This is a genomic window from Longimicrobium terrae (assembly GCF_014202995.1).
In the GTDB taxonomy this organism is placed as follows: domain Bacteria; phylum Gemmatimonadota; class Gemmatimonadetes; order Longimicrobiales; family Longimicrobiaceae; genus Longimicrobium; species Longimicrobium terrae.
This window is the reverse complement of sequence record NZ_JACHIA010000002.1, coordinates 482134-508712: the sequence shown is the minus strand read 5'-3', so window position 1 is coordinate 508712 and position 26579 is coordinate 482134. Positions and strand designations below refer to the sequence as shown.

At 69.7% G+C, this 26579-nt stretch carries 25 protein-coding genes; 16 read left to right on the top strand and 9 right to left on the bottom strand.

Annotated features, from left to right (window positions below):
• Positions 1-155 precede the first annotated feature (155 nt).
• A complete protein-coding gene (locus HNQ61_RS05490; protein WP_170037501.1) occupies positions 156-1469 on the top strand; it encodes a 1-acyl-sn-glycerol-3-phosphate acyltransferase in 1314 nt (437 codons plus the stop codon).
• 78 nt (positions 1470-1547) lie between these two features.
• On the opposite strand, the gene HNQ61_RS05485 is transcribed toward HNQ61_RS05490, so the two are convergent.
• Positions 1548-1958, bottom strand: a complete 411-nt coding sequence (locus HNQ61_RS05485; protein WP_338088083.1) for a transposase — start codon at positions 1956-1958, stop codon at positions 1548-1550.
• Positions 1959-2360: 402 nt separating this feature from the next.
• Positions 2361-3746, bottom strand: a complete 1386-nt coding sequence (locus HNQ61_RS05480) for an MFS transporter (protein ID WP_170037504.1) — start codon at positions 3744-3746, stop codon at positions 2361-2363.
• A gap of 126 nt (positions 3747-3872) precedes the next feature.
• Here HNQ61_RS05480 and HNQ61_RS05475 point away from each other — a divergent pair, with 126 nt between their 5' ends.
• The 8 genes from HNQ61_RS05475 (at position 3873) to HNQ61_RS29490 (ending at position 11719) form a co-directional block, all read left to right on the top strand.
• The gene (locus HNQ61_RS05475) at positions 3873-5042 is read left to right on the top strand and encodes an App1 family protein (protein ID WP_170037507.1); all 1170 of its coding nucleotides are present in this window, start codon (positions 3873-3875) and stop codon (positions 5040-5042) included.
• Positions 5043-5237: 195 nt separating this feature from the next.
• On the top strand, positions 5238-5720 hold the full coding sequence (locus HNQ61_RS05470) for a DUF4142 domain-containing protein (RefSeq protein WP_170037510.1): 483 nt from the start codon (positions 5238-5240) through the stop codon (positions 5718-5720).
• Between the two features lie 536 nt (positions 5721-6256).
• On the top strand, positions 6257-6685 hold the full coding sequence (locus HNQ61_RS05465) for a hypothetical protein (RefSeq protein ID WP_170037513.1): 429 nt from the start codon (positions 6257-6259) through the stop codon (positions 6683-6685).
• Entirely contained in the window at positions 6682-7338 is a 657-nt protein-coding gene (locus tag HNQ61_RS05460; protein ID WP_170037516.1) for an alpha/beta hydrolase-fold protein, read from the top strand. The genes HNQ61_RS05465 and HNQ61_RS05460 overlap by 4 nt, the downstream gene beginning before the upstream one ends.
• Positions 7335-7961, top strand: coding sequence for a flavin reductase family protein (locus tag HNQ61_RS05455; protein ID WP_170037518.1), 627 nt, complete (start codon positions 7335-7337; stop codon positions 7959-7961). The genes HNQ61_RS05460 and HNQ61_RS05455 overlap by 4 nt, the downstream gene beginning before the upstream one ends.
• A gap of 38 nt (positions 7962-7999) precedes the next feature.
• Positions 8000-8797 (top strand): AAC(3)-IV family aminoglycoside N-acetyltransferase, encoded by a 798-nt coding sequence (gene aac(3)-IV / locus HNQ61_RS05450; protein ID WP_170037521.1) that lies wholly within the window; start codon positions 8000-8002, stop codon positions 8795-8797.
• A 73-nt stretch (positions 8798-8870) separates the two neighbouring features.
• Entirely contained in the window at positions 8871-9713 is an 843-nt protein-coding gene (locus HNQ61_RS05445; RefSeq protein ID WP_170037524.1) for a CbbQ/NirQ/NorQ/GpvN family protein, read from the top strand.
• A gap of 2 nt (positions 9714-9715) precedes the next feature.
• The gene (locus tag HNQ61_RS29490) at positions 9716-11719 is read left to right on the top strand and encodes a VWA domain-containing protein (protein ID WP_170037529.1); all 2004 of its coding nucleotides are present in this window, start codon (positions 9716-9718) and stop codon (positions 11717-11719) included.
• Positions 11720-11856: 137 nt separating this feature from the next.
• On the opposite strand, the gene HNQ61_RS05435 is transcribed toward HNQ61_RS29490, so the two are convergent.
• A complete protein-coding gene (locus tag HNQ61_RS05435) occupies positions 11857-12873 on the bottom strand; it encodes a hypothetical protein (protein WP_170037532.1) in 1017 nt (338 codons plus the stop codon).
• Between the two features lie 284 nt (positions 12874-13157).
• Here HNQ61_RS05435 and HNQ61_RS05430 point away from each other — a divergent pair, with 284 nt between their 5' ends.
• Together HNQ61_RS05430 and HNQ61_RS05425 are read left to right on the top strand one after the other, a co-directional pair.
• On the top strand, positions 13158-13544 hold the full coding sequence (locus tag HNQ61_RS05430) for a hypothetical protein (protein ID WP_205761903.1): 387 nt from the start codon (positions 13158-13160) through the stop codon (positions 13542-13544).
• Between the two features lie 29 nt (positions 13545-13573).
• Positions 13574-14521, top strand: a complete 948-nt coding sequence (locus HNQ61_RS05425; RefSeq protein WP_221239655.1) for a DUF5996 family protein — start codon at positions 13574-13576, stop codon at positions 14519-14521.
• A gap of 82 nt (positions 14522-14603) precedes the next feature.
• On the opposite strand, the gene HNQ61_RS05420 is transcribed toward HNQ61_RS05425, so the two are convergent.
• Complete coding sequence (locus tag HNQ61_RS05420; protein WP_170037535.1) at positions 14604-15218, bottom strand: hypothetical protein; 615 nt, start codon at positions 15216-15218, stop codon at positions 14604-14606.
• A gap of 291 nt (positions 15219-15509) precedes the next feature.
• On the bottom strand, positions 15510-15950 hold the full coding sequence (locus HNQ61_RS05415) for a GatB/YqeY domain-containing protein (protein WP_170037538.1): 441 nt from the start codon (positions 15948-15950) through the stop codon (positions 15510-15512).
• A 250-nt stretch (positions 15951-16200) separates the two neighbouring features.
• Here HNQ61_RS05415 and HNQ61_RS05410 point away from each other — a divergent pair, with 250 nt between their 5' ends.
• Both HNQ61_RS05410 and HNQ61_RS05405 read left to right on the top strand, forming a co-directional pair.
• Positions 16201-17157, top strand: a complete 957-nt coding sequence (locus HNQ61_RS05410; RefSeq protein WP_170037541.1) for an ABC transporter ATP-binding protein — start codon at positions 16201-16203, stop codon at positions 17155-17157.
• A complete protein-coding gene (locus tag HNQ61_RS05405; protein ID WP_170037544.1) occupies positions 17150-18421 on the top strand; it encodes an ABC transporter permease in 1272 nt (423 codons plus the stop codon). The genes HNQ61_RS05410 and HNQ61_RS05405 overlap by 8 nt, the downstream gene beginning before the upstream one ends.
• 289 nt (positions 18422-18710) lie before the next feature.
• On the opposite strand, the gene HNQ61_RS05400 is transcribed toward HNQ61_RS05405, so the two are convergent.
• Together HNQ61_RS05400 and HNQ61_RS05395 are read right to left on the bottom strand one after the other, a co-directional pair.
• Positions 18711-20033: an MFS transporter gene (locus HNQ61_RS05400; protein ID WP_170037547.1), complete on the bottom strand. Its 1323-nt coding sequence runs from the start codon at positions 20031-20033 to the stop codon at positions 18711-18713.
• Between the two features lie 222 nt (positions 20034-20255).
• Positions 20256-20792: a hypothetical protein gene (locus HNQ61_RS05395; protein WP_170037550.1), complete on the bottom strand. Its 537-nt coding sequence runs from the start codon at positions 20790-20792 to the stop codon at positions 20256-20258.
• 327 nt (positions 20793-21119) lie between these two features.
• On the opposite strand from HNQ61_RS05395, the gene HNQ61_RS05390 reads away from it, so the two are divergent.
• Positions 21120-21503, top strand: a complete 384-nt coding sequence (locus HNQ61_RS05390) for a hypothetical protein (RefSeq protein WP_170037553.1) — start codon at positions 21120-21122, stop codon at positions 21501-21503.
• Positions 21504-21715: 212 nt separating this feature from the next.
• Here the strand turns inward: HNQ61_RS05390 and HNQ61_RS05385 are convergent, their stop codons facing one another.
• Positions 21716-22048, bottom strand: a complete 333-nt coding sequence (locus tag HNQ61_RS05385) for a hypothetical protein (protein WP_170037556.1) — start codon at positions 22046-22048, stop codon at positions 21716-21718.
• A gap of 397 nt (positions 22049-22445) precedes the next feature.
• Between HNQ61_RS05385 and HNQ61_RS05380 the strand changes: the two genes are divergently transcribed.
• Positions 22446-23180, top strand: a complete 735-nt coding sequence (locus HNQ61_RS05380; protein ID WP_183685532.1) for a suppressor of fused domain protein — start codon at positions 22446-22448, stop codon at positions 23178-23180.
• Between the two features lie 207 nt (positions 23181-23387).
• Here the strand turns inward: HNQ61_RS05380 and HNQ61_RS05375 are convergent, their stop codons facing one another.
• Positions 23388-23783 carry a Fur family transcriptional regulator gene (locus HNQ61_RS05375; protein WP_170037563.1) on the bottom strand — a complete coding sequence of 132 codons (396 nt, stop codon included), beginning with the start codon at positions 23781-23783 and terminating at the stop codon, positions 23388-23390.
• Positions 23784-23990: 207 nt separating this feature from the next.
• On the opposite strand from HNQ61_RS05375, the gene HNQ61_RS05370 reads away from it, so the two are divergent.
• The gene (locus HNQ61_RS05370) at positions 23991-26468 is read left to right on the top strand and encodes a PAS domain S-box protein (protein WP_170037566.1); all 2478 of its coding nucleotides are present in this window, start codon (positions 23991-23993) and stop codon (positions 26466-26468) included.
• The last annotated feature ends 111 nt before the right edge of the window (positions 26469-26579 follow it).

Below are 26579 nucleotides of genomic sequence, written 5' to 3'. Positions count from 1 at the left end.
TGTGCCTCTGTCGCGCCGGACGCGCCGGCCACATGTTGAACGCCGTTCCCGCGGCCGTTCGCCGCGGGCAGGTTGCAGAATTCCCGCCCGCGCGCCCCATCCTCATACCCCGCGCGGGTTCCCTGGATCGCTCCCGCGCCCTTCCCCGCCCGCCCGTGTGGCTGCTTCCCGTTCTTTCGCACGTTTCCCGGTTCGTGGTCCGCGCCTTCTATCGCCTTGAGGTGGATGGAGATGCGGTGCCCGCGCACGGCCCCGTGCTGCTGGTGGCCAACCATCCCAACTCGCTGGTGGACCCGGCCATGGTGGGCGCGGTGGCGGGGCGGCCGGTGCGCTTTCTGGCCAAGGCGCCGCTGTTCAGCGACGGGCAGGTGGGATGGCTGGTGCGCGGCTCCGGCTCCATTCCCGTCTACCGCCGCGCAGATAACCCGTCCGAGGTCGGGCGCAACGAGGATACCTTTCGCGCCGTCCACCAGGCACTCGCGGACGGGTCCGCGGTGGGCATCTTTCCCGAGGGAATCAGCCACAGCGAGCCCTCGATGGCGCCGCTCAAGACGGGTGCCGCGCGCATCGCGCTGGGCGGGGCGGCGCTGCTGGGTGCGCCCTTCCCCATCATCCCCGTGGGATTGACGTTCCGCAGCAAGGAGCAGTTTCGCTCCGAGGCGCTGGCAGTCGTCGGGCAGCCGGTGCGGTGGGATGATCTGGCGGCGCGCGGCGAGGGCGATCACGGCGCCGCGCGCGAGCTTACGGCCCGCATTGACGCGGAGCTGCGGCGGGTGACGCTGAACCTGGAGCGGTGGGAGGATCAGCCGATGGTGGAGACGGCGGAGGCCGTGTACGCCGCCGAACTGGGCGCCGATCCCTCGTCCGCCGCGCGGGTGCAGCGGCTGAGCGCGACCACCGAGGCGCTGGCCCGTCTGCGGCGGGAAGAGCATGCCGCGTGGGAGGACATCGCCGCCGCGGTGCAGGCGCACGCGGGCATGCTGGGCGTGGTGCGGATGACGCCCGCGGAGTTGAAGAGCGCACCGGACGCGCGTGAGGCGGCGCGGTGGGTGGCGCGGCAGGCCAACGTGCTGCGACTGCTGTCTCCGGCGGCGCTGGCGGGAATGGTGATCTTTTTTGTCCCGTACCGGCTTACGGGGTTCGTGGAAAAGCGCGCTCGTCCCTCTGACGACATCCGCGCGACGTACAAGACGCTGGTCGGCGGGGTGCTGCACCTGATCTGGATCGCGATGCTGGCGGGCGCGGCGGGGTGGATGTGCGGATGGACGGCGGGAGTGGCGGCGCTGGTGGTGCTGCCGCTGCTGGCGTGGGCGACGCTGTGGAGCGCGGAGTCGTGGAACCACGCGAGCGGGGAGGCGCGCCGCTTTCTGCTCCGCGCCCGCCGCGCCGAGGCCATCGACGAACTGCGCCAGCGGCAGCACGATCTGGCGGTGCAGCTGGCGGCGTTGTGGGAGCGGGTGCGGATCTAACGACACGGGCGAAATGTTCTGTGCGTTAGCCCAGCAATGGCGTTGGCGCTAATTCCGTTGAGCGAATGAATCCGCCGCTCAAACAGCGGGAAGCCCCGACACCGGCCGCTGGCGCGTCCGGTTCGGGGCTTCAACTGCGTCAGGAGACGAGGCGCGATCGGCGTGGCGTTGTTTCTGGGCCAGCACGTAGTCGCGGACGTGCGGGACGGCGGATGGCGAGATGGAGTAGGCCGCGTATCCGCCCTGCCATTTGAAGTCGCGCCCGAGCACCTGCGCGGCGAAATGGGATGATCCGCCCTTGATCCGGCCGACCAGATCGGCGACGGCGAGCGTCGCGGGGATGCGCACCAGCATGTGCACGTGATCCTCAACGCCGCCTATCGCGATCACCCGCGCGCCCATCCGCGATGCGTGGTGCTGCATCACGTCGTAGAGGCGCTCCTCGAGATCCGGCGTGATCAGCGGTGCGCGGTCCCACGTGGCCCAGATGAGATGGATCTACATCTCCACCCGCGAAAACCGCATCTCTGCCCTCCGTGCCCGAGGTTGATCCATCGCCCGGAGGCACGCTGATCGATCGCCGTCCAGAACGCAAGGATTTGCCTGGTAGATCGCCTCGAATAGGCCACAGGTGGTACCGGCGCACCCACCATCGGCGCGAGCCGTGTGTCCCAGATGCAGTTGAAGCCCCGATCGTGGACGCGTCAGCGGCCACGAGTCGGGGCTTCCCGCTTTTTGAGCGGCGGATTTATTCGCTCAGGAGAGTCGGCTCACTGCTCAATATCCTGAGATGCGTAAGTGCCTTGTGGGGCCTTTCGCGAGGTGCAAACCGCCGTGGCGACGCCCGGCGGGGCGGGCTGCCGCTACCTGCCGCATCCGACCATCACGCGATCACACCGGAACCGGCGCCCCCACCGCGTCCTCCTCGGCGCGGGCGAGGCGCTGTCCCTCCTCCACATCCACCATCGACAGCAGAATCCCGCCGACGATGAAGAACACGATGATCGCCAGGATCGCGTTGCGGCTGGTGCCCGTCGTGGCCACCACGATGGAAAAGATCGCCGGCCCGAAGATCCCCGCGAACTTCTCGAACACGCCAAAGAATCCAAAGAACTCGCCCGACCGGTGGCGCGGAATCATGCTGGCGAACAGCGACCGGCTCAGCGCCTGCGCCCCGCCCTGCACCAGCCCCACCAGCGCCGCCAGAATCAGGAAGTCGCGCCCGGACTTCATGAAGTAGCCCAGGATGGTGATCCCCACGTACACGCCCAGCGCCAGGAACACGCTGCGCTTGGCCCCGATCTTTCCCGCCAACGCGCCGAACAGAAACGCGCACGGCACACCCACGAACTGCACGATCACGATCGCCAGAATCATGGTGCCGGTGGGAATCTTGAGCTCCGTGCCGAACACCGTCGCCATGCGCACGATCGTCCCGATCCCGTCATTGTAGATCAGGAACGCAATCAGCATCAGAAACGCCTGTTTGTATCCGCGCAGCGCCCGGAACGTCTCCCCCAGCCGCGAAAACGCCAGCTTGAGCGCGGGCGTGGCCTTTTCCTCCTCCGTAGAAACCGTCACCGGCGGCTCGGCCACGCGGCGGAACACGGGGATGGAAAAGAGCAGCCACCACACCGCCACGGACAGAAACGAGAGCCGCGCCGGAAACGTGGCCTGCGCGCTCGTGAGCCCCGGGCCGTGCGGAAATCCGAACCATTCCGGCTTTTGAATCCACAGCAGATTTACGACGAGCAGCAGCCCGCCGCCGATGTAGCCCATGGCGTACGCGGCCGTGCTCACCCGGTCCATCTCGTCGCGCCGGGCGATGTGCGGCAGCAGCGATTCGTAGAACACGAAGCTGCCGTTGGCGCCGATGTTGGCCAGGATGAACAGCAGGGACGCCAGCAGCAGGTCGCCCTGCATGATGAAGTACATCAGCGCCGTGGCCGCCACGCCCACGCCCATGAAGGTGCCCATCAGCCGCTTCTTGACCGGCGCGTAGTCGGCGATGGTGCCCAGGATGGGCGCCAGCACGGCCACGATCGCCAGGCCGATGGTGGTCGCCCAGCCGTAGCGCGCGGTGGCCTGCGGGCCGGACATGCCCTTGGCGGCGACGCTGACGAAGTAGATGGGGAATACGGCGTTGGTGATGGTGCAGATGAACGCGGAGTTGGCCCAGTCGTACATGGCCCACGCGCGCAGTTCGGGACGGTGCAGGCCCAGCGTGTTCAGCATGCCGCGGCGTTCGGAGGCCGCGGCGGGCGGGTGCGATGACATCCGGAGTCGGGAACGGGGAAGGACGGGGAGTGGACGGCGGAGAGCCGATCCGCCAATATGGTCCCGCCCCCGCCGCCGGGCCAGAGCGGAGGCGGCGAACCACCCACACCAGGGCTTGTACGGCGCATGGCGGATTGGAAGAAGAGTCTCGCGAAGTTCGTCCATCGCGTGGAGCAGAAGGTGGACGACCAGCGGCAGCGCGGCGACTGGGTGGGTGACGGCGCGCCCCGCATTGAGCCGTACCGCGGATACGGAATGGCGGACCGCGCCTACCTCAAGGGCCGCGTGCTGCGCGGCGCGCCCGCGCCCGCCTCGCGGCAGGACCAGAGCGCGCTGCTGAACCTGGCGGGGATGATCCAGCGCTTCGAGAGCGACGAGGTGGCCGGCGCCCGCGTCCGCGTGGTCCATCCCGGCGGCGAGGTGACGGTGGCGACGGACGAGGAGGGCTTCTTTGAAGCGTGGATCCATCCGGATCCGCCGTTCTCCACCAACGCGCTCTGGCACCGCGTGGAGCTTCACCTGGAGCACCCCGCGCCCGCCGCGCCGTACGTCGCCCCCGCGGACATCCTGATCCCGCCACCGACCAGCGCGTTCGGCGTCATCAGCGACATCGACGACACGGTGGTGAAGACGGATGCCACGTCCATGCTGCGGATGGCGCGAAACGTCTTTCTGTCGAACGCCTACGGGCGCATCCCCTTTCCCGGCGTGGCGGCTTTCTATCGTGCGCTGCAGCACGGCGCGGGGGCGGCGCCCTTCAATCCCGTGTTCTACGTCAGCAGCAGCCCGTGGAACCTGCACGACGTGCTCACGGAATTCCTCACCATCCAGCAGATCCCCATCGGGCCGCTGCTGCTGCGCGACTGGGGGCTGAGCGCGCAGGAAGCGATGCCGACGGGGCACGCGGGCCACAAGCTTGCCGCCATCCGCCGCATTCTGGACCTGTTTCCCGGAATGCCCTTTCTGCTCATCGGCGACAGCGGGCAGGAGGACCCGGAGATCTACCATCGCGTGGTGCACGATTACCCTGACCGCATCCGCGCCGTGTACATCCGCAACGTCACGCCGCGGCCGGAGCGCGCGGCGGCCATCAAGCGGCTGGGGGATGAGGTGCAGCGCGCGGGGAGCACGCTGATTCTGGCGGATGACACGCTGGCCTGCGCCAGGCACGCGGCCGAGCAGGGATGGATTCGTCCGGAAACGCTCGACGAGATCGCAGAGGTGGCGCGGGATCAGAAGGAGGCGTCGCCGGCGGGGACGAAGGCGGTGAACAGGGAACTGAGCACGGAGGGATAGGGACGGCAGGGAATGGGGAATGGGGAATGGGGAATGGGGAATGGGGAATGGGGAATGGGGAATAGGGACGAATGAGTGAAAAGCCGGCGGGCGGATTTGTGAGTGTTTGGGAAGTTTGGGCATACCTTGTGCACCGGGGCGGCGCTCCCGCGCGATGGTCGCGCGGATGGGGACAGCCTTTAGGGAGATGACACGATGCACGAAGGACGCGACTTCCTGCGCGCGCAGGTCAGCAACTGTGTGATGCAGCACCGCACGCTGCTCGAGAGCCTTGAGGATCACGAGAAGCAGGCGCAGGATCCGGAGTTCCGCGCGCTGTGCGCCAAGCATCTGCCCGCCGTGCGCCAGCACCAGACGCACATCGAGGAGTACCGCGCCACGCTGGGCGAGCCGTCGGGCGAGGGCTTCAAGGGCGCGCTGGGCTACGTCTTGGGCAAGGCCAAGGACGCCGCCGACGCGCTGCGCAACGACGACTTCCTGCGCATCGTGGAAGACATCGTAATGCTGCGCCAGGCGCAGGACACGTTCGCCACCTTCGCCGCCGCGGGCACCGCGCTGGGCGAGCCGGCGCTGTCGGAGCTGGGACGCACCGGCGAGCAGGCCGCCGACGCGCTGCAGCGCGAGTTCAACGCGCTGGTGCAGAAGATGTTCATCCGCCAGGCCAAGACCGGCAGCTGAACGCTTCCGGCTTTCGCTGAATGACCGTACGAGCCCCGACCGGCGCCCCGCGCCGGCCGGGGCTTTTTTGATCGACCGGAGGCGGCTGAGGAGGGGCGGCTGGGGCGACTGAAGTCGCGGCAACAAGGGCGCGAAGTCCGCCTGCGCGGACTGTGGGGGCGGCTTGATTTTGTTTTCATCAGCCTCGGTGCGTCCGCCTGTCCAGAGCGAATGAATTCGCCGCTGGACAAGCACGAAGTCCGCCTTCGCGGACTGGGGCTGAAAGTGTCGGGCGCGTCCCGGCGGCGTCTCGGCAGAAGGTTCAACCCGGCGCACCCGCGGGATCGAGCAGCAGCCACCTCCGCTGCCCGCCCGGCATGACCGTCTGCGGCGCGCCGGGCCCCCGGACGAAACACTCCCCCGCTTTCTATTCCCCATTCCCTATTCCCTATTCCCTATCCTCGCTCCCCATTCCCTACCCCCCGGCCCCTTCCCTACATTGTCTCCCGCGCGCGGCCGCCCGGCCCGCACCCACCCGCACCCGCGTTCACGACCCCATGCAGAACATGCTCTTTCACGCCCACTCCGGGCTTCGCTACCTGGTGCTGCTGGCCGGCGTGGTCGCCCTCGTCGTGCTGCTGCTGGGCTTCATGCAGCGGCGGCCGTACAAGGGGCTGTCGCGCGGGGCCGCGTCGGCGTTCATGGGGCTGCTGCACCTGCAGTTCGTGCTGGGCATCATCCTGGTGATAACCGGAATCTGGTACGGCGCCCTGATCGGGCACATGTTCATGATGTTCATCGCCGTCGGCGTGTTCACCGGCATGGCGGGCTACGCCAAGCGCCAGACGGACGACCACAAGGCGCACGGAATCGCCCTCGCCGGCGTCGTCCTCACCCTGGCGCTGATCGCGGCCGGCATCATGTCCATCCGCCCGGGCATCTTTGCCAGCAGCGGCCATCCCTCCGCGCGCTCGGCCCCGCGGTGAGCGTTCTTCGCTACGAGATCGCCGTTCCGCCGGGCGCGAGCGACGGCGCGCCGCTCCTGGTTCTGCTGCACGGGCGCGGCGCGGACCGCTTCGACCTGCTTTCGCTGGCGCCGCACCTGGCGCCCGGCTCCATCGTCGTGACCCCCGAGGCGCCGCACGCGGGCTCGGCGTGGGGCTACGGGCCGGGGTGGGCGTGGTACCGCTTCATGGGCGGCACCCGTCCCGATCCCGACAGCTTCGAGGCGTCCCAGCAGCTTCTCGGCGAGTTTCTGGATGGACTGAAGCAGACGCTTCCCGTCATCCCCGGTCCGCTCGTGCTGGGCGGATTCAGCCAGGGCGGCACGATGTCCATCGCCTACGCACTGCGGAACCCGGGGACGGTGCCGCTCGCCGTAAACCTGAGCGGCTTTCTGGCCGATCATCCCACGGTCGCGGCGACGGCGGAAACCGTGCGGGGCACGCGCTTCTTCTGGGGGCACGGGACGATGGACGATGCCATCCCCTTCCCCATGGGGCAGGCCGGGCGCGCCGCGCTGCGGGCCGCCGGCGCGGACCTGACGGAGCACGACTACGCCATGGGCCACGGCATCAGCCCCGACGAGGCGCGCGACCTGCGCGCGTGGATCGAGCGCTCGGCGGACGCGGCGGAATGATCTGGGAAACGGCCGCGCTTTCCCCGCGCGAACGGTACCAGCTTCTGACCTCGCTGGTGGTGCCCCGCCCCGTCGCGTGGATCTCGACACGGTCTCAGGCGGGAGCACGCAACCTGGCCCCGTTCAGCTACTTCGGCGCGGTCAGCGCGACTCCGTTTCTGGTCTCCGTTTCCATCGGCAGCCGCGGCGGGGTGGACAAGGACACGCTGCGCAACATCCGCGAAACGGGCGTGTTCTGCATCAACGTCGCGACGGAACCGCAGCTTGCGGCGATGAACGAGAGCGCGGGTGAGTGGGGTCCGGAGGTGGACGAGTTCGATCGCGCGGAGCTGGAATCGGCCGAGGCGCAGACCATCTCGGCGCCGTACGTGGCGGACTGCCCGGCGGTCCTCGAATGCCGCGTGTCGCAGATCGTGGAGCTGGACGGATCGCCCAACACGCTGGTGATCGGCGAAGTGACGTGCGTGCGGCTGGCGGATGAGGTGCCCCTCATCCCCGGCACTCTGTTCGCGGATACGCAGGCGCTGCGGCCCGTCGCGCGGCTGTGGGGCGATCTGTACTCGCTGATCGGCGAAACTCCCGCCCTCGCCCGCCCCGCCGTGGACCGCCCGCCCCGCGGCTGAAAACGATCGGCTGGCGCACAACCTCCGGAGCGGAAGAGATGACGGACGAGCATCATCCACGGCGGGAATGGAGTCGCGAGGAGGTCGCGGATCAGCTCCGCGCGCTCGGCGTGAAGGAAGGCGGCGTCCTCCTCGTCCACACGGCGTTCCGCGCGCTGCGGCCCATCCACGGCGGGCCGGGCGGGTTGATCGACGCATTGCGGATGGCGATCGGGCCGCGCGGAACGCTGGTGATGCCGTCGTGGACGGGGAGCGACGAGGAGCCGTTCGATCCCGCCGCGACGCCGGCATCCGACGACCTGGGCGTCGTCGCGGAGACGTTCCGCCAGCTGCCCGGCATCGTCCGCAGCGACCATCCGTTCGCCTTTGCCGCCATCGGCCCGCACGCGCGGCGGGTGACGGACACGCCCCTTCCGCTGCCGCCGCACGTCCCCGACAGTCCCGTGGGGCGCGTCCACGATCTGGACGGGCAGGTGCTGCTGCTGGGCGTGAACCACGACGCGGACACGACGCTGCACCTGGCGGAACTGATCGCGGACGTGCCGTATCGCCTTCCCAAGCACATCACCGTCTGGCGCGACGGAGGGCCGGTCCAGATCCCGTATGGCGAAAACGACCACTGCTGCCAAGGCTTCGACCTCGCGGACGGGTGGCTGCGCGAGGCCGGCATGCAGACCGAGGGGCCCGTGGCGAACGGCGTGGGCCGGCTCATCCGGTCGCGCGACATCGTCCGCGTGGCGACGGAACGGCTGGCCGGCGATCCGCTGGTCTTTCTGCACGCGCCTGACGCGAACTGCGAGGAGTGTGACGAGGCCCGCGCCAGCATCCGCGCGTGAGTTCATCCGCCTCCATCAACCACTTCCGGCCATGGCCGGGTTCATCCGCTGACCGCCGTCCATCCATCATCCCATGACCGATCTTCAATCCCAGCCGGTGTCCGCAGCCCGTGGCGCCTTTGACGGCGTGCGGCATCCCGGCGGCGCGGAGCCGTACTACGTGGCGTCCGGCAACGAGGTAGAGGTGTTCGGCACCGCGCACGCGGCGGGGCTGCCGGTGATGCTCAAGGGGCCCACGGGGTGCGGCAAGACGCGCTTCGTGGAGCACATGGCATGGCGGCTGAACCGGCCGCTCGTCACCATCGCCTGCCACGACGACCTTTCCGCCAGCGACCTCACCGGCCGCTACCTGATCCGCGGCGGCGAAACGGTGTGGAGCGACGGGCCGCTGACCGTGGCCGCGCGCATGGGCGCCATCTGCTACCTGGACGAGGTCGTGGAGGCGCGGCAGGACACCATCGTGGTGCTGCATCCGCTGACGGACGACCGGCGGCTGCTCCCCATCGACAAGACGGGAGAACTGGTGGAGGCCGCGCCGGGATTTCAGCTCGTCATCAGCTACAACCCCGGCTACCAGCACGCGCTCAAGGACCTCAAACCCAGCACGCGGCAGCGGTTCGTGGCCCTGGAGTTCGACTTTCCCGACGCGGCGCGCGAGGCGGACATCGTGATGCACGAGGGCGGCGTGGACCGCGCGGCGGCGACGTCGCTGGTTCGCCTTTCCGGCCGCATCCGCGCACTGCGCGACCAGGGTCTGGCGGAGGCGCCCAGCACGCGCCTCCTGGTCAGCACCGCGCGGCTGATGGCGCGGGGAATTCCGGCGGCGCAGGCGTGCCGGGTGGCGCTGGTCAATCCGCTGACGGACGATCCGGACCTGCTGGCCGCCATTTCGGACCTGATCAGCGCGACGCTGTAGCCGTGCCGCGCGCATCCCTCGTCCAACGCGCCATCGCGGCCCTCCGCAGCGTGGGGCGCGCGCCGGAGCCGCCGTCCATTCACCTGGATGACGTGCGGCGGCGGCTGGAGCTGCTGCTGGCCGCGCTGTACGAGCGGGAGATTCCCGTCGCCACGGCCAAGGCGGAGCCCGGCCCCGGACTGCTGCGCCGGACGATCCTGCGCGCCCCCGCGCACCTGCGCACGCCGCGCGTGGCGTCGTCCACGGACGGCGTGCGCATTCTGCTTCCCGCCACCATCGCGACGGACGGCGACGCCGAGGCGACGCTGCGGCACTACCGCGTGCTGGCGATGGAGCAGGCGGAGCGCCTTACCCGCGGCACGCTGGCGCACCTGCCCGCGGGCGCCACGCGGCTGGAGCGCGACCTGTACCTGCTGGCGGAAAGCGCGGCGGTGGACGCGGAGATCGTGCGGCGCGCGCCGGGGCTGCGCGGCGCGCTGGTGGATGCGCGGGTGTCCGCGCTGGCCGCCCGGCCGCCGGTGGAGGGGATGACGGAGGCGGAGCGCGAGGTGGAGTCGCTGCTGCGCGCCGCGCTCGCCACGGAGCCGGGGGCGGCCGGGGCGGAGCTTCCGGATGGCGCCGATCCCGCCGCGTCGCTGGCCTGGGCGCGGGAACACGCGGCCAGACTGGAGGCGCGGGGACGCTACCGGGGCGTTCCGGACGTGGAGGCCTGGGGGACCGCGCCTCTGACCACCGGTGGCGGCAAATCATCCGCCCGCCGCGAGCAGGAGTCGCAGGAGCCGCCGCCGCTTGCCGCGCACGATGCGCCCAATCTGGGCCGCAAGGCGCCGATGATGATGATGGACGCCGATCCGGCCGCCGCCACGGAAGAGCGCAAGGGAAAGCCCGGCCCCAACGCGCAGAAGGGCCCCGCACCGGCAAGTCCCGCGCAGCCCGCGAAACCGGCTGGCGGAGGCGCGCGCGACGGCGCCCCGCGATCCAGCGGCGACGACGAGGATTTCGGCAAGGGGCTGGACGCCGGGGCCGCCGCGCCCGCGACCGACGCGCCGGAGGTGGAAGCCGCTCCGGCGGTGGCGGCTTCCGGCGCGGCCGTGGCGGACGCCGGTACGCGCTCGGCGCGCGGGATCGACTATCCCGAGTGGGACTGCGAGCTGGGGATGTACACGCGCCCCGGCGCCACCGTCCGCCCGCACGAGGCGGAACTGGGCGACGCGGAGTGGGCGGAGCGCGTGCTGGCCTGGCAGGCGCCCGTGGTGCGCCGGCTGCGCGTGGAGTTCGAGCGGCTTCGCGCGCGCCGCATCCGGCTGACGGCGCAAAAGGATGGCGACGAGCTGGACCTGGCCGCCTGCGTGCGCGCCCTGGTGGACCGGCGCACGGGGCACGCGCCGGACGACAGGATGTACATGGCCGTGCGCCCCGCGCGGCGGGAACTGTCCATCCTGCTGCTGGTGGACGTGAGCGGCAGCACCACGGAGCGCCTGGGCGCGCACCGCATCATCGACCTGGAGAAGCTGACGATTCTGCTGGCCAGCGAGGCATTCGACGCGCTGGGCGACCGCTACGCCATCCAGACGTTCAGCAGCAAGACGGCCCGCAACGTCCGCATCCGCACGCTCAAGGACTTTGGCGAGCGCAACGGCGAAACGGTGCGGCGGCGGATCGCGGCGCTGGAGCCGGAGGCGTTCACGCGGATGGGCGCGGCCGTCCGCCACGCCAGCGCGCAGCTCGCCCGGCAGGGCACCAGCCACCAGCTGCTGCTCATCGTCTCCGACGGGCGGCCGAACGACGACGATCACTACAAGGACACCTTTGCCGTCGAAGACGCGCGTCAGGCCATCGCCGAGGCGAGGCAGCTGGGGATCGTGCCGTTCTGCCTCACCATCGACCGGAAAGGTGCGTCGTATCTGCCGCGCATCTTTGGCGCGGCGGGGCACGTGATCCTGCGCCAGCCGGACCAGATGCCGCTCGCCCTCACCCGCGTCGTCCGCCAGCTCCTGCGCGCGTAGGGCGGACCGTCCGGCGGGCGACGGGAACTACCCTGTCGCTGCCACCCCTCGTTCGGGGTCGATGACAAAAAGAGGGCCCCGGCGGATTGTCCGCCGGGGCCCTTCTGTCGCTGTGGAGCCGAACGAACCGCCTGCAGTCAGCGCAGTTCGTATCCGGCCCCGAGGGTCACGGTGAACGTCGTGCCCTTCATCTCCAGCCCGCCGAACTGCTCGGCGAACTCCTGCGGCGCGTACCGGCGCGCCATGGCCTGCACCTGCACCAGCGTTCGGGTGCCGGTGCGCACGCTGGCCGTGGCCGCCGCCGCGCCCCCGAAACCGGTCGTGGTCCTGTCGACCAGGGTGGGATCCTGCGACCGCCACGAGCCCTCCACGCGGCGCACCGCCGGGCCCAGCCCCAGGCTCAGGTCAAAGCCCGCCGCGCGCGCCACGTAGGTGAGCATCACGTCGCCCTCGATGCTGGCGACCTCGCCGACCGCGTCTCCCTCGCGGCTGCTGAACGCCTTTACATCCGACGGAAAGATGCGGATCAGGTGCACGTCCGCCCGCAGCGGGCCGGTGATTCCCATCCAGGCGCCGCCCTGCACCATCAACCCGGGATTGCGGTTGCGGGCGGGAAAGTACTCCTCGGATTCCTTGAAGGAGTCGTATCCGGCGTCGGCCAGCGCGTCGAAGGCCTGATCCGCGGGCTTGCCGGCGGCCGCGAGTCCCACGTTGAGCGACACGCCCGCTCCGGCTCCGGCCGGGCGGGTGGGACGGTTCGCCGCCACGACCCGGCTGATGTACAGCCCGGCCGTCACCGGCGCGTCGTTGAGGCCGATGGTGCTTTCGCGGACGTGGGCGGCGCTGCGCAGGCGCACCGTTTCAATCTCCGCCGTGTTCATTCCGCGCAGCGAGCGAAGGTCGCCCGCGCGCCGTCCATCTACGAACACCAGGACGCTGCCTTCTGCGGGGGCGCCCACGGAATCCACCGCGTAGTACAGCCACGAGGGACGCAGCGCCGCGACGGCGGCGTACAGGTCGGCGGCGCCGCTGGCGCGGATTTCAGCGCCGCGCAGGGCGTCGCTCGCCGAGCCGGGCGAGGAGTTGGGGCCGGACGACGCGGAGCACGCGCCCAGGGAAAGCAGGGCGAGCGCGAACAGGGAACGGAGCTTCATTTCGGTGATGATGGTCGATGGACGGATGCGCCGCTACGACGGGCGCGCGGCCGGAGGCCGGGAGACGGACGGATTCGGTGCAGATGTTTTCCCCGCGGGATGTACAAAGCTCGCGAGGCGGAATCCGGATGTCAAATCACCTCCTCACCCGCCAATCTCCGCACGATGGAGCGCTCGCGGGGCCGCCGCCGCACCGGCCGGGGCGCTTGTTCGGCCGCTTCGGTGACGGTATCGTTGGGCTCCCGCCGTTCCTCTCCCCCCTTCCCATCCCGGAGTTTCCCCACGTGGCAGACAGCGGCACCGAGCGCGGCGCGGGCGGCACCCCCGGCGGCATGCTGGAATTCGTGATCGGCACGGCGATGACGGCGGTGGGCGCGTACCTGCTCACCACGCGCGTCACGGTGACGAGCGGGTACTGGAACTACTTCGGCGACAACACCTTCGGCCTTACGCTCATTCCGCTGCTGGCGGGAATCGCCCTGCTGTTCTTCAACGGGCGCTCCTTCGCGGGGTGGATGCTGGTGATCATCGGCGCGGCGATCATCCTGTTCGGGATCATCGCCAACCTGCAGATCTACTTTCGCCCGACGAGCCTGTTCGCGACGCTGATGATGCTGGGGCTGCTGGCGGCCGGCCTGGGCGTGGTCGCCCGGTCGCTGCGCAGCCACTGACGCCGTTCTCCCCCTCCACCGAGCGCATGATGACGCACACCGAATCCGCCATGACGCACGCCGAGCCCGTGGAGCGCGAGGCCTGGCCCGCGTTGCCGCTGGACGCGTGGGAGGACACCCGCGACACGCTGCACATGTGGACGCAGGTGGTGGGAAAGGTGAGGATGGCGCTCACGCCGCGCGTGAACCACTGGTGGAACACGCCGCTGTACGTGAACCCGCGCGGGTTGACGACGGGCTCCATTCCGTACGGCACGCGCACCTTTCAGATCGACTTCGACTTCGTGGATCACCGGCTGCGCATTCTGGACAGTCTGGGCGGGGCGCGCATGCTGGCGCTGCGCCCCATGACGGTGGCGCGCTTCCATGAAGACGTGATGGACCTGCTGCGCTCGCTGGGCATCCACGCGCCGGTCTGGACGATGCCGGTGGAGGTGCTGAACCCCATTCCGTTCGAGAAGGATACGGAACACGCCGCGTACGACGCGGAATACGCACAGCGCTTCTGGCGGGCGCTGCTGCAGGCGGACCGCGTACTGAACGCCTTCCGGTGCGGGTTCGTCGGCAAGTGCAGCCCGGTGCACTTCTTCTGGGGCAGCTTTGACCTGGCGGTGACGCGCTTCAGCGGCCGCGCGGCGCCCCCGCACCCCGGCGGCGTGCCGAACCTGGCGGACTGGGTCACGCGCGAGGCGTACTCGCACGAGGTGAGCAGCGCGGGATGGTGGCCGGGCGGGGGCGCCGTGCGCGATCCCGCCTTCTACGCGTACATGTACCCGGAGCCGCAGGGATACGCGGACGTGAAGGTGGGGCCCGCGGCGGCGTACTACGACACGGGGATGCGCGAGTTCATCCTCCCCTACCCCGCCGTGCGCACGGCGGAGGACCCGGACGGCGCCATTCTGGAGTTTCTGCGGACCACGTACGAAGGAGGCGCGTCGCTGGCCCGGTGGGACCGCGAGGCGCTGGAAGCCCGCTGAACCGCGGGTTGATGGATGGAAGTAAACGGCCCGGCACCCTCGCGAGGATGCCGGGCCGTTCCGCATCGCGGACGCGCCGCGATCAGTACGCCGAGCCGCGGTTGCTGTCGTCGCGGCCGGTGTAGCCGGTCTGCCCGGGCTCCACCTCGGCCGCGTCGCCGCCGCCGCGGCGCGCGCGGAACGCGGACATGACCGCCGCCGCCGTGATGGCGGTGATGCCGACGGCCACGGCGGTTACCAGCGCGGTGTAGCCGGAGTCGCGCGGCGAACCCTCATCCTCGCCCTCGCCGCCGGAGCGGCCGCGGGACTTGCTTTCGCCGCGGGACTTGGACTGGCTGCGCGAGCCGCTTTCCCCGCGCGAACGGCTGCCGCCGCGCGACTGGCTTTCGCGCTCCGAGCCGCCTTCGCCCGACCCGCCGCGCGATGCGCCCGCGCTCTGCCGGCTGGACCCGCCCCGGCTGGACGACGCGCCCTTGGAGCCTTCGCGGCTGGATGACTCGCTCTTCGAGCCTTCGCGGCTGGACGACTCGCGGCTGGAGCCGCGTCCGCCGGACGATTCGCCGGACCGTTCGCGGCCGCCTTCTTCTTCCTGGCGCTGCATGTAGGCGTTGGTATGGTGGTGAATCTGTCCATCTTCACCCCGGTACTCACGCTCCTTCAGCGAGTATTCTCTCGACTCGCGATCGTTCTCCGCCATTCCCGCTCTCCGGTTGTGGGATTCTCGATGCCGCATGCACGCTCGGCGTCGGGGCGGCGGGACGTTGCAGTGATGGTGCCAGCGCGGTGGAAACAGTTGACGGTGAGCCCGGCCTGCCCCCGTGAAAGCAGACGGAGCATGCGCCCAGTGCCAGAAACCCCGCCCCGGCGGCGGCCGGGACGGGGTTCGTGGATCGGGAAAGGAGACGGTGCGCGGGCGAGACTCCCCGCGTACCTCCGCGAACCCCCGCGACCTCCGCGTGAACGCTGTTGACGGAGCCGGGAGCGCGACTCAGGCCAGGGCTTCGCGCGCCAGCCGGTTGAGTTCGCGGCCCTCAAAGCGCCCCTTCACCTGTGGGCTCACGGCCTTCATCACGCCGCCGATGTCCTTGGCGCCGCCGTCGATGGCGGCGCGGATCATGGCCAGCACCTCGGCCTCGCCCAGTGCGGGGGGCAGGTAGCCCTGCAGCTGCGCGGCTTCCTGCTCTTCCTTGTCGGAAAGCTCGGTGCGACCCGCCGCGCGGAACTGATCGGCGGAGTCGCGGCGGCGCTTGATGGCGGTGGTCACCAGACCGGTCACGTCGTCGTCGCTGGCTTCGCGGCCCAGTTCGATCTCCTTGTTGCGCACGTCGGCCAGAAAGCCGGTGAGCACCGTGGTGCGCAGCTTGTCGCGGTCGCGGCGCGCCTGGTTCAGGTCGGCGCGGAGCTGTTCCTTCAGCGTGGTTTCGGACATCGGTCGGGCAGCGGGGAAGCGGGCCATGAACGTTCAGCCCCCAATCTACCGCGCCGGAGGGCGGCCTTCAACCGCCGCTTGCCGCCATCCGCAGCTTCTTGTACGATGGTGACTTCCCATCGCCGGCGGACGAGCCGCGAAACTCGCGCGCCTCCCGCCCCGTACACCGCCCCTGCGCTCCCCCCGGAGCGCGTCTCGCCGCAGGCCGGACCACCGCCGCGGCACGCAAGACCATCCTCCCCGAAGGACCATGAGTCACGCACTCCTGCTGGACGGCGTCTCCAAGAGCTACGCCGGCCACGCCGCGGTCAGGCAGTTGAGCCTGGCGGTTCCGCGCGGCACCATCTACGGCATCCTGGGGCCCAACGGCGCCGGCAAGAGCACCACCCTGCGCATGGTGATGAACATCATCATGCGCGATTCGGGCACCGTTTCGCTGCTGGGCTCCGACCCCGAGCGCGACAACAGCGTCCTGCAGCGGGTGGGCTACCTGCCGGAAGAGCGCGGCCTGTACAAGAAGATGACGGTGCTGGACGTCATCACCTTCTTTGCGGGGCTCAAGGGCGTGCCCACCGCGCGCGCCAAGAGCGAGGGCGGGCGGTGGCTGGAACGGATGGGGCTGGCGGACTGGCGCAACGCCCGGGTGGAGACGCTGAGCAAGGGGATGCAGCAGAAGGTGCAGTTCATCACCACGGTGGTGCACGCGCCGGACCTGCTGATTCTGGACGAGCCGCACTCGGGGCTGGACCCGGTGAACCAGGAAGTGCTGCGCGACACGATCCTCCAGGCGCGCGACGAGGGCCGCACGGTCATCTTCAGCACGCACAGCATGGAAAGCGCCGAGCAGATGTGCGAGCACGTGTGCATCATCGCCGGCGGGCAGAAGGTGCTGGACGGCAACCTGCGCGAGGTGCGCCGCGGCCATCGCGGCAACCGGTACGCCATCGCCTTCGACGAGCCGAGCGACGCGGCGGACCGCTTCATGGCCACGTGGCCGGGGTTCGACGGGGTGCAGAAGACGCGCGAGGGGTGGAGCGCGGAGCTGCGGCCTGGCGCCGATCCGCGCGCGCTGCTGGCCGCGGCGAACGGACTGGACGTGGCGCTTTCGCACTTTGAGCACATCCAGCCCACGCTGCACGAGATCTTTGTGGAAAAAGTGGGCGACGCCGCCCGTCCCCGCCGCCGGGAGGAAGCGACCCATGCATAACGTGCTTCTCATCATCCGCCGCGAGTTCCTGGAGCGGGTGCGCACCAAGGCATTCGTCATCGGCACCGTTCTGTTCCCGGTGTTCATGATCGCGATGATGGTGCTTCCCGCGCTCATCAAGCCGGGCGGCGGCGACCGCACCCTGGTGCTGGTGGACCAGTCCCCCGCGGGGATCGGCGCGCGGGTGGAGCAGCTGCTCAAGGCGCCGTCCGCGGAAAAGAACGCCATCCGCTACACCATCGAGCGCACCACCAACCCCCTGGAATCGCAGCGTGCCGCGCTGAACAAGCGGGTGGAAAGCAAGGAAATCGACGGCTACGTGGTCATTGGCGCCGACGTGCTGCAGAGCAGCAAGGTGATGTACCGCGCGCGCGACGTCACCAAGGTGCAGGTGGTGCAGGATCTGGACAGGGCGATCAGCGGCGTGGTGCAGCAGGAGCGCCTGAAGGGGAGCGGAATGACGGCCGAGCAGGTCGCCCGGCTGGTGCAGGGCGTAGACATCGACGCAGCGCGCGTCAGCGGCGACGGGGAGGAAACGGGCGGGCTGATGTCCACCCTGATCACCGCCTACGTGATCTTCTTTCTGTTCATGCAGCTGATTACGCTGTACGGGCAGAACGCCATGCGCAGCGTGCTGGAGGAAAAGAACAACCGCATCGTGGAGGTGATCGTCAGCTCGGTGCGGCCCATGCACCTGATGGCGGGAAAGATCCTGGGTTTGGCTTCGGTGGCGCTGCTGCAGATCAGCATCTGGGTGAGCTTCGCGGCGCTGGTGGCGTCGCAGCAGGGCGTGCTTTCCCGCAGGTTCGGAATGAGCGCGGGGGCGTTCAGCGCGCTCAACATGGGCGGCGGAACATGGGCGGCCCTGCTGATCTTCTTCGTGCTCGGCTTCATCCTGTACGCGGCCATGTACGCCGCGGCGGGATCCACGGTGACCAGCGAGCAGGAGGCGCAGCAGCTTGCCTTTCCCATGATGCTGCCGCTGCTGATTCCGGTCGCGTTCATCATGCCGATCCTGACGGACCCCATGGGGAACACTGCGCGGGTGCTGTCGATGATCCCCTTCACGTCACCCGTGGTCATGCCGATGCGCGCCGTGGCGACCGACGTGCCGCTGTGGGAGATCGCGCTTTCCGTGGTGCTGCTGGTGATGGGGATGACGGCCGTGGTGTGGCTGGCGGGCAAGATCTACCGCGTGGGCATTCTGAGCACGGGCAAGAAGCCCACGCTCGCCGAACTGGGCCGGTGGCTGCGCGCCGCCTGATCCTTTTCTGCCCTGGATGGACGAAAGCGCGCTTCCCACCCGGGGAGCGCGCTTTCGTTTTCCGCCAGCGCCGTCAACTGCCGTTTCACACGGAGGTCACGGAGGAGGCACGGAGGTCACGGAGGAACAGCAACGGATTGAATCACGCGGAGGAGCAGAGCAGCAGAGGAAAAGAAGAAAATCAGGTAATCACTTTGTTGTTCTCTGCTTCTCTGCTGCTCTGCGTGAGAAAACGCCCTTTCTCCGTGCCCTCCGTGTATCCTCCGTGCCCTCCGTGTGAAACGGCAGTTCAGCGATCCATCTCGTCGCGCAGGATCGTGGTGTTCGCCACGCCGGCCACTGCTTCGGGAAGGTATCCGCGCTCCACGTAGATGGGACGAAGCTGGCGGCGAAGGTCCGGCAGCACGCGCGCGAACACCGCCGCGCCCACGATGCACGCCACGCCGCCCACCATCACCGTCTGCGGCGCGCCGATGCGGCCGGCCAGCGCACCCGCCAGCAGGCTGCCGAACGGCGCCGTCCCCATGAACGCCATCGTGTAGAACGCCATCACCCGCCCGCGCATGTCCTCGCGCACCACGGACTGCAGGATGGTGTTGCTGCTGGCCATCTGCACCATGAACCCCATTCCCGCGGGCACCAGCAGGATCAGGGAGAGCGCCATGGACCGCGACGCGCCGAAGCCGATCAACCCCACGCCGAACAGCGCCGCCGTCAGCGGGATGATGCGCCCGAGGCCCAGGATGGACCGGCGCGACGCCAGGTACACGGCCCCGCACAGCGCGCCCACCCCGGTGGCCCCCATCAGAAAGCCCAGGGTGTGCGGCCCGCCGTGCAGCGTCTTGTCGACGATGACGGGCATCAGCACGGTGTACGGCATTCCCATCAGGCTCACCAGGGCGAGCAGCAGCAGCACGGCGCGGATGGGGCGAAAGCCGAACGCGTAGCGGAAGCCGTCCGCAAGCTCCTGCAGCACCTTCTTTTCCGTCGGCACGCGCGCGGGAAGGTTCACCTTCATCAGCAGCAGTGAGGCGATCACGGCGCCGTAGCTCACGCCGTCCGCAAAAAAGCACCATCCCTCGCCCACCGCCGCGATCACCACGCCCGCGATGGACGGGCCGATGAGCCGCGCGCCGTTGACCATCGACGAGTTGAGGGCGATGGCGTTGGACAGGTCCGCCCGGTCCTCGATCAGGTCCACCAGCAGCGCCTGGCGGGCCGGCGTGTCGAACGCGTTGATCACGCCCTGCGCCGCGCCCAGCACCAGCACGTGCCAGATGCGGATGTGGCCGCTGATGGCCAGCCCCGCCAGCGCGAACGACTGCAGCATGGCCGCCACCTGCGTGACGATGAGCACGTGGTAGCGGTTCAGCCGGTCCACCCACACGCCGGCAAAGGGCGCGAGCAGAAAGGTGGGAATCTGCCCCGCGAAGCCCACCACGCCCAGCATGGCCGCCGAGCCGGTCAGCCGGTACACGAGCCAGCTCTGCGCCACGCGGGTGATCCACGTGCCGATGAGCGAAACGCCCTGCCCGCCAAAGAAGAGCCGGTAGTTGGGATGCTTGAGCGCCCGCAGAAGCGAGCGGCTGCCAGCGGACTGCGCTGCCGCCATCGGTTGATCGGTCGTCCGGGCCGGATGGGCGCCCGCACTCCGGGCACCCTGGCCGCCGGCGCATCGTCAGAATCGTGCCGTGTGGCGGGCACCGGGTACGGCCCTCACGCGGGGGAAACGCGGAGGTGGCAGCAAAGGAAGGCGGGGGAACCGCTCCCGCAGTTCCCCCGCCTTCCTCCGCCACCCCCGCGTCCTCCGCGTCAGGGCAGTTGTCCCGGCGTGCTACGGCGCCTCGACCGTGAACGTGCCGGTCAGCCCCAGCGTTTCCGGCGGGGTGCCGGACACGCCGGTGAGCGCCTGGCATCCCGCGCCCGCCGGGCGGGCGCCGGGGGTGATGAAGGCGCCGCGCTGGACGGCACGAAGCCGCACGTTCACCGTCCCCTCCATCCGCCCCGCGGCGGAGCGGGCGACCGTCAGCGTGCCGCTCTCGCCCACCCAGGTAAAGGCGCAGTCGCGCGTTCCGTAGCTCGCGAACAGCGCGCGCGACAGGTCGTACGGCGGGCGGTCCATCGAGCCCAGGACCGTGTAGGTGCCCGGCGCGGGCACGTCGCCCGGCATCACCAGCGTGAGCCCGCCGCCGCTCTGCGCGCCGCTCAGCGCGAACGCCAGGTTCACCGCGCGCACCGAATCGCGGAACTCGTAGCTGACCACCCGCCCCGCGCCGTCCGTGTAGCCGCCGGACTTGGACACGCGCACCAGCGACGGCACGGCGGGCCCGCTTCCCGCGACTGAAAAGAAAAATGACGAAAAGGTGCGCACCTAAGGGTGTGTCGAGTGAGTGGCTCACCGCCCGGAACGGCATCCCGCTATTCCCCTTCTGTTTCCTCGCGGGACTCGGTTTCCGCCCCGTTCCCCCGCATTTGTCCGCCACCCCCGCGTCCCCCGCGTACCGTCAGTTTCTGGAGCACGCCCGCCGCAAACCGGTGCGCTGTACAAGGTATGTCCGATAACAGCACGGAGTCGTTCTCGCCTCGCCGCAGTCGGGAGATGAATCGCATCCAGAGAAAGTTCTTGTCCAGGCGCACACCTCAAGCCTATATATGCATCAAGGAGCGCATCTTTTCCACGTTCTGCCAGGAGCTCAGGATGAAGATCGCACGATTTCTGGCCTGCATTGCGCTGGCCGCGACGGCCGCGGGTGCCTGCGAAAGCACCACCGCGGCCAGCCGCGCGGCCCCGGCCGGCCCGCAACGGGACCTCGACCCCCTGGAAGTCGAGATCCTGGGCCAGTCGCCCATCCTCCCCAACACCAACTGTGAGTTCTGGGCATCCGCCACGGGCGGCGGCGGCACGTACACGTACACCTGGACCAAGACGTCGCCCGCCATCGGAACGCCGTCTGGCGCCTACTGGACAGGCCGCAGTTCCGCCAGCTTTTCGCTCAGGGTGTCGGTGACGGACGGGGTCTCGACCGCGGCGGACACCATAGCCGTGACCGTGTCGTCGTCCGCGCCGTTCTGCCCGGTCTGACCGGCGCGGAACGGGACGCAGAACGACGATCGGCGGAGAACGCGAGCGTTCTCCGCCGATCCTTCCGGGACGACAATGACCAAGGCCCCGCCTCCCTTTACGGGATGCGGGGCCTTGCCGCGCGGGATCGGCATTGCCGCCGGCCGCACGCTCCGTTCAGCGCCGGGCGGTCCCACCCGCGCGTGGCGGAATGGGACTGCCCAGGGGACGGATCAGCCGCCGAAGCCGGCGGCGTTGTGCTCGCGGGCGTCCGTCAGGACGGCGAAACGGCATCCGCCGTTTACGCAGGTGCTGGCGCGGGGCGTGTAGCAATCGGGCGTGTTGACGGTCGGGCGGCACGCGGTGCCGCACGACGCGCCACAGGTCGCCGCGTTCACGTCGCAGGTGTTGTCGCAGGTGTTGCAGAGCGAAAAGATGGTTCCGCCGCCCGCGATGGCTTCGGCGGCATCCTGCTGGCCCCGAACCGTGCCGACCTCGAGCGACTCTTCGCTCATGATAAAGCTCTCGACGGCGATTTCTTCGATGTCCAGACGCAGCTTCTTCATTGCAGCAACTCCCTGGGATGGCGGGAACGAGGCGCCAGGCATGCCGGGCGCGTGAGATGCGCCGGACGGCGCAGAGAAAGTCTTGCTTGAGGTTACAACGGGTGGGGAGTCCAACTTTGGTTGCGCAATATTATGTCATGAAAGATGAGTGCGCAAGTCCTAGGACCTTTCTCCGTGAGCGCGGCTCAGTGACTTGGCCGCGCGGGGCGAGGGACCGGGGGAGGTCGCCCGGGCAGCTCGTCGCTCCCGGCTTGGCTGGAGCCTTGCCATCGCTGTCGCGGAGAACCTCGCGCAACAACAATGCGGGCGGGCGCCGCGGGTCATCCGCATGATCCGGCGGGGAGTCATCCCCCGCGCACCGCCCCGTTCACCCACCTGAATGCCTGGATCGGCAGCGATGGAAGAAAACCCGGAACCGCTGGAAAACGAGGGTATAATCAAGCGCTACACCTCCGAGCCCGGCCCGCAGCCGATTTCGAGCGGCGACGCGGACCTGATCGGGGCCATCACGGAGCACATCGAGCGGCACCTGGGGCCGGTGGAGCAGGTGTTTCACGAGATCGTCTCGCCCACGGTGCACGTGGACATTCACTGGGTGGCGCCCTCCCGCGAGCGTCCGTGGCACATCCTGGTCACCTCGGGAATGAGCGAGCGGCCCATGAACGCCCCGGAAGGGATGGAGGGCTTCCGGTACGCCGAACTGCTCGTTTCGCTCCCCGCCACCTGGCCGCTGACGGTGGAGGCGTTCGAGGACGAGGCGAACTACTGGCCGCTGCGCTGGCTCAAGATCCTCGCCCGGTTCGCGCACGAGTACGACACGTGGCTCAGCTTTGGCCACACCATGCCCAACGGCAACCCGCCGGAGCCCTTTGCCCCGTCCACCCAGTTGTGCGGGATGATGCTGGTTCCGCCCGCGCAGGCGCCGGACTTCTTTGAGCTGGATGCGGGCGGCGGGCGCACCATCCACTTCTGGAGCCTGCTGCCGCTGCATGGCGACGAGGTGGACCTGAAGCTCCGCGAAGGCGCGGACGCGCTGCTGGACCGGTTCGACAAGGCGGGCGTCGGCGAGGTCATCAACCCCGCGCGGCCCAGCGTGGTCCCCCGCGGACGCTGGTGGCGCCCCGGCCGCTGATCCCGCGGATGTTCATCCCCGCCCTTCCCGCGTGGATGCACGCCGCCCCCGCCCGGCTGGCTGCCGGACGGGGGCGTCGGTTTTCGGCGGAGCCCGGCACCGCCGATCGTCGCCGGGCGGTGGACGAGATCACGTCCCCGCGGCGGGATCGGCCGGTCAACGGCGCCGGCGGGCTGCGTCGCACGGCGAACCCGCGGGGGCACGCGATCAGGCGCAGGCGGGGCAGACGCCGTAGCAGGTGAGCTCGTGGCTTTCGATCACGAATCCGCGATCCACGCTGCGGCTTTCCGGAACGCGCACCAGGCACGTCTGCATGTCGTACACGGTCTGGCAGACGCGGCAGTGAAAATGGTGGTGATGGCCCAGCTGGGCGGACTCGTACCGGGTTTCGCCCGAGGGGAGGATGACGGCCTGCAGCTGGCCCGCCTCGCTGAGCAGCTTTACGGTGCGGTAGACGGTGGCGATCCCCAGCCCGGGAATGCTCTGCTGCGACCGCTCAAAGATCTCCGGCACGGTCAGCGGCCCCGCGGCGTCCCGGATCACCTCGGCGATCGTATCTCTCTGGCGCGTGTTGCGCTCCCCCAGCCGTGATCCGGCAGCCATCGGTCTCCCGCACGCAAATGACCTTGCATCCAACAGATCGTCTGAATATAACCCCGCCGCCGCGATCCGTCGCAAGTTGGGCATGTGCTGACCCCGCCCCGCCCGCGTCCGCGCCCACCGGGACCGCGGGTGAAGAGCACCGCGCGTGACGCGCCAACCGGTGATGGTACGCAATGCGCATCACGCGATCCCATTCACGCAATCCGAATGGAACCGCCGAACTCCCCCTCGTTCATGCCGCTGGATGATCCGCTGCGCATCTCCCTGCTGCGCAGGGCAGGCGTCCTGGACAGCCCCGCCGAAGAATCGTTCGACCGGTACACGCGCCTGGCCACGCGCGTCCTGGGCGTTCCCGTCGCGCTGGTGAGCCTGGTGGAGGGCCACCGCCAGTTCTTCAAGAGCTGCGTGGGCCTTCCCCAGCCCTGGGCCACGGAGCGCGAAACGCCGCTTTCCCACTCGTTCTGCCAGCACGTGGTGCGCCGCGCCACGCCGCTCATCATCGAAGACGCGCGGCAGGACGACCTGGTGCGCGAAAACCTGGCGATCCGCGACCTGAGCGTGATCGCCTACGCGGGCTTTCCCATCGTCGTACGGCCGGGGGTGGTGCTCGGCAGCTTCTGCGTCATCGACAGCCAGCCCCGCAAGTGGACGCCGGAGGACCTGCGCATCGTTCAGGACCTGGCGACCGCGGTGTCGACGGAGATCGAGCTGCGGCTGGACCTGGCCGAGCGCGCGGAAACCATCGAATCCGGCCAGCGCGAGCTTTCCTCCGTGGTGGAATCCTCCACGGACGCCATCATCTCCACCACGCTGGACGGCACCATCACGTCGTGGAATTCCGGCGCGGCGCGGCTGTACGGGTATGAGGCGGAGCAGGCCGTGGGACAGAGCATTTCGCTGATCATTCCGCCGGACCGCCGGGCCGAGATGCCGGACCTGCTGGGGCAGCTGCACGGCGGCAGGCACGTGGCGCACCGCGACACCATGCGCGTGCGCAGCGATGGCACGGTGCTGGACATTCTGCTCACCGTCACCCCGCTGCGCGACGCGCTGGGGCGGGTGGTGGGCGCCTGTTCCGTGGGGCGCGACGTGACGGAGCAGAAGCGTGCCGCCGAGGCGATCCGGCTTTCGGAGGAGCGCTTTCGCCTGGTGTCCGAGGCCACCCGCGACGTCATCTACGACTACGACCTGTCCACCGGCCGCGTGGTGTGGAGCGATGCCGTGCGCGAGCTGCTGGGCCCGCACGTCCCCGCCCTGGGGAGCGGGTGGTGGGGCGAGCACCTGCACCCCGCGGACGCGGACCGGGTGCTGAACCACCTGCATGAGGCGCTGGCGGGCGACGCCGAGGTGTGTTCGATGGAGTACCGGCTGCGGCGGGTGGACGGCGAGTACGCGTCCATCGCCGAGCGGGGCCGCATCATCCGCGGGCCGGGCGGCGCGGCGGTGCGCATGGTGGGCGCGCTGCAGAACCTTACGGAGCGCCGCCGCGCCGAAGAGCAGCTGCTGGAAAGCCAGCGCCAGCTTGCGCAGGCGCAGAAGATCGACGCGCTGGGCCGGCTTTCCGGCGGCATCGCGCACGACTTCAACAACCTGCTCACCGTCATCAACGCCAGCGCGGAGTTTCTGCTTCACGACATGCAGGGCGGCCAGCCGCTGGCGGACGATGTGCGCGCCATTCAGGACGCGGGGGAGCGCGCGGCGGACCTGACGCGGCAGCTGCTGGCCTTCAGCCGCAACCAGGTGGTGCAGCCGCGCGTGGTGGACGTGAACGAGGCCGTGGCGGGAATGGACCGCATGCTTTCGCGCCTGATCGGCGCGGACATTCTGCGGGAGGTGGTGCCCGCGCCGGAGGCCGGCCCGGTGCTGGTGGATCCCACGCAGCTGGAGCAGGTGCTGCTGAACCTGGCCCTCAACGCGCGCGACGCCATGCCCGCGGGCGGCACGCTGCGCATCCGCACGCTCGCCACGGAGCTGCGCCCCGGCGAGGCGGAGCCCGGCCCGGACCAGCCGCCGCCCGGGCGCTACGCCGGCGTCGCCATCACCGACAGCGGCCACGGGATGGACGGCGACACGCGCCAGCGGATCTTCGAGCCGTTCTTTACCACCAAGCAGTCCGGCAAGGGAACGGGGCTGGGGCTGGCCACCGTCTACGGGATCGTGAAGCAGGCGGGAGGCTACATCACGGTGGAGAGCGAGCCCGGCCAGGGAACGAGCATGACGGTGCTCTTTCCCGTGACGGACGCCGTGGACGCGCCGGAGCCCGAGCCGCAGGGGATGGATGCCGCGCCGGACGGCCGCGTGCTGGTGGTGGAGGACGATCCCGTGGTGCGGGGCATCATCACCCGCATGCTCACGCGCTCCGGGTACGCGGTGGCGTCGGTCTGCTCCGCGGAGGATGCGGTGGGGCTGCTGGAGGAGGAAGGGGACACGATCGACGTGGTGCTTACGGACGTGGTGATGCCCGGGATGGGCGGCGGGGCGCTGGTGCGGCACGTGGCGGAGCACCATGCGCACATTCCCGTGGTGTGCATTTCCGGCTACACGGACGACGTGATCGCGCCGCAGGGCGTGCTCGTTCCGGAACTGCGGCTGCTGCGCAAGCCGTTCAGCCAGGCCCAGCTGGTGCGCGCACTCACCGCCGTGCTTCACCGGAGCGGTTCCGCGCGGCAACCCTCCGCGTCGTGACGGCGGGTGGGGGGGGACGGAAAGCTCTGCTTGTCGGCAGCCGGGGAGGCCCCTCCCCCGGCCCCTCCCCGTGCAAACTGCCGCACGGAGAGGGGAGAACTCACACCGGGG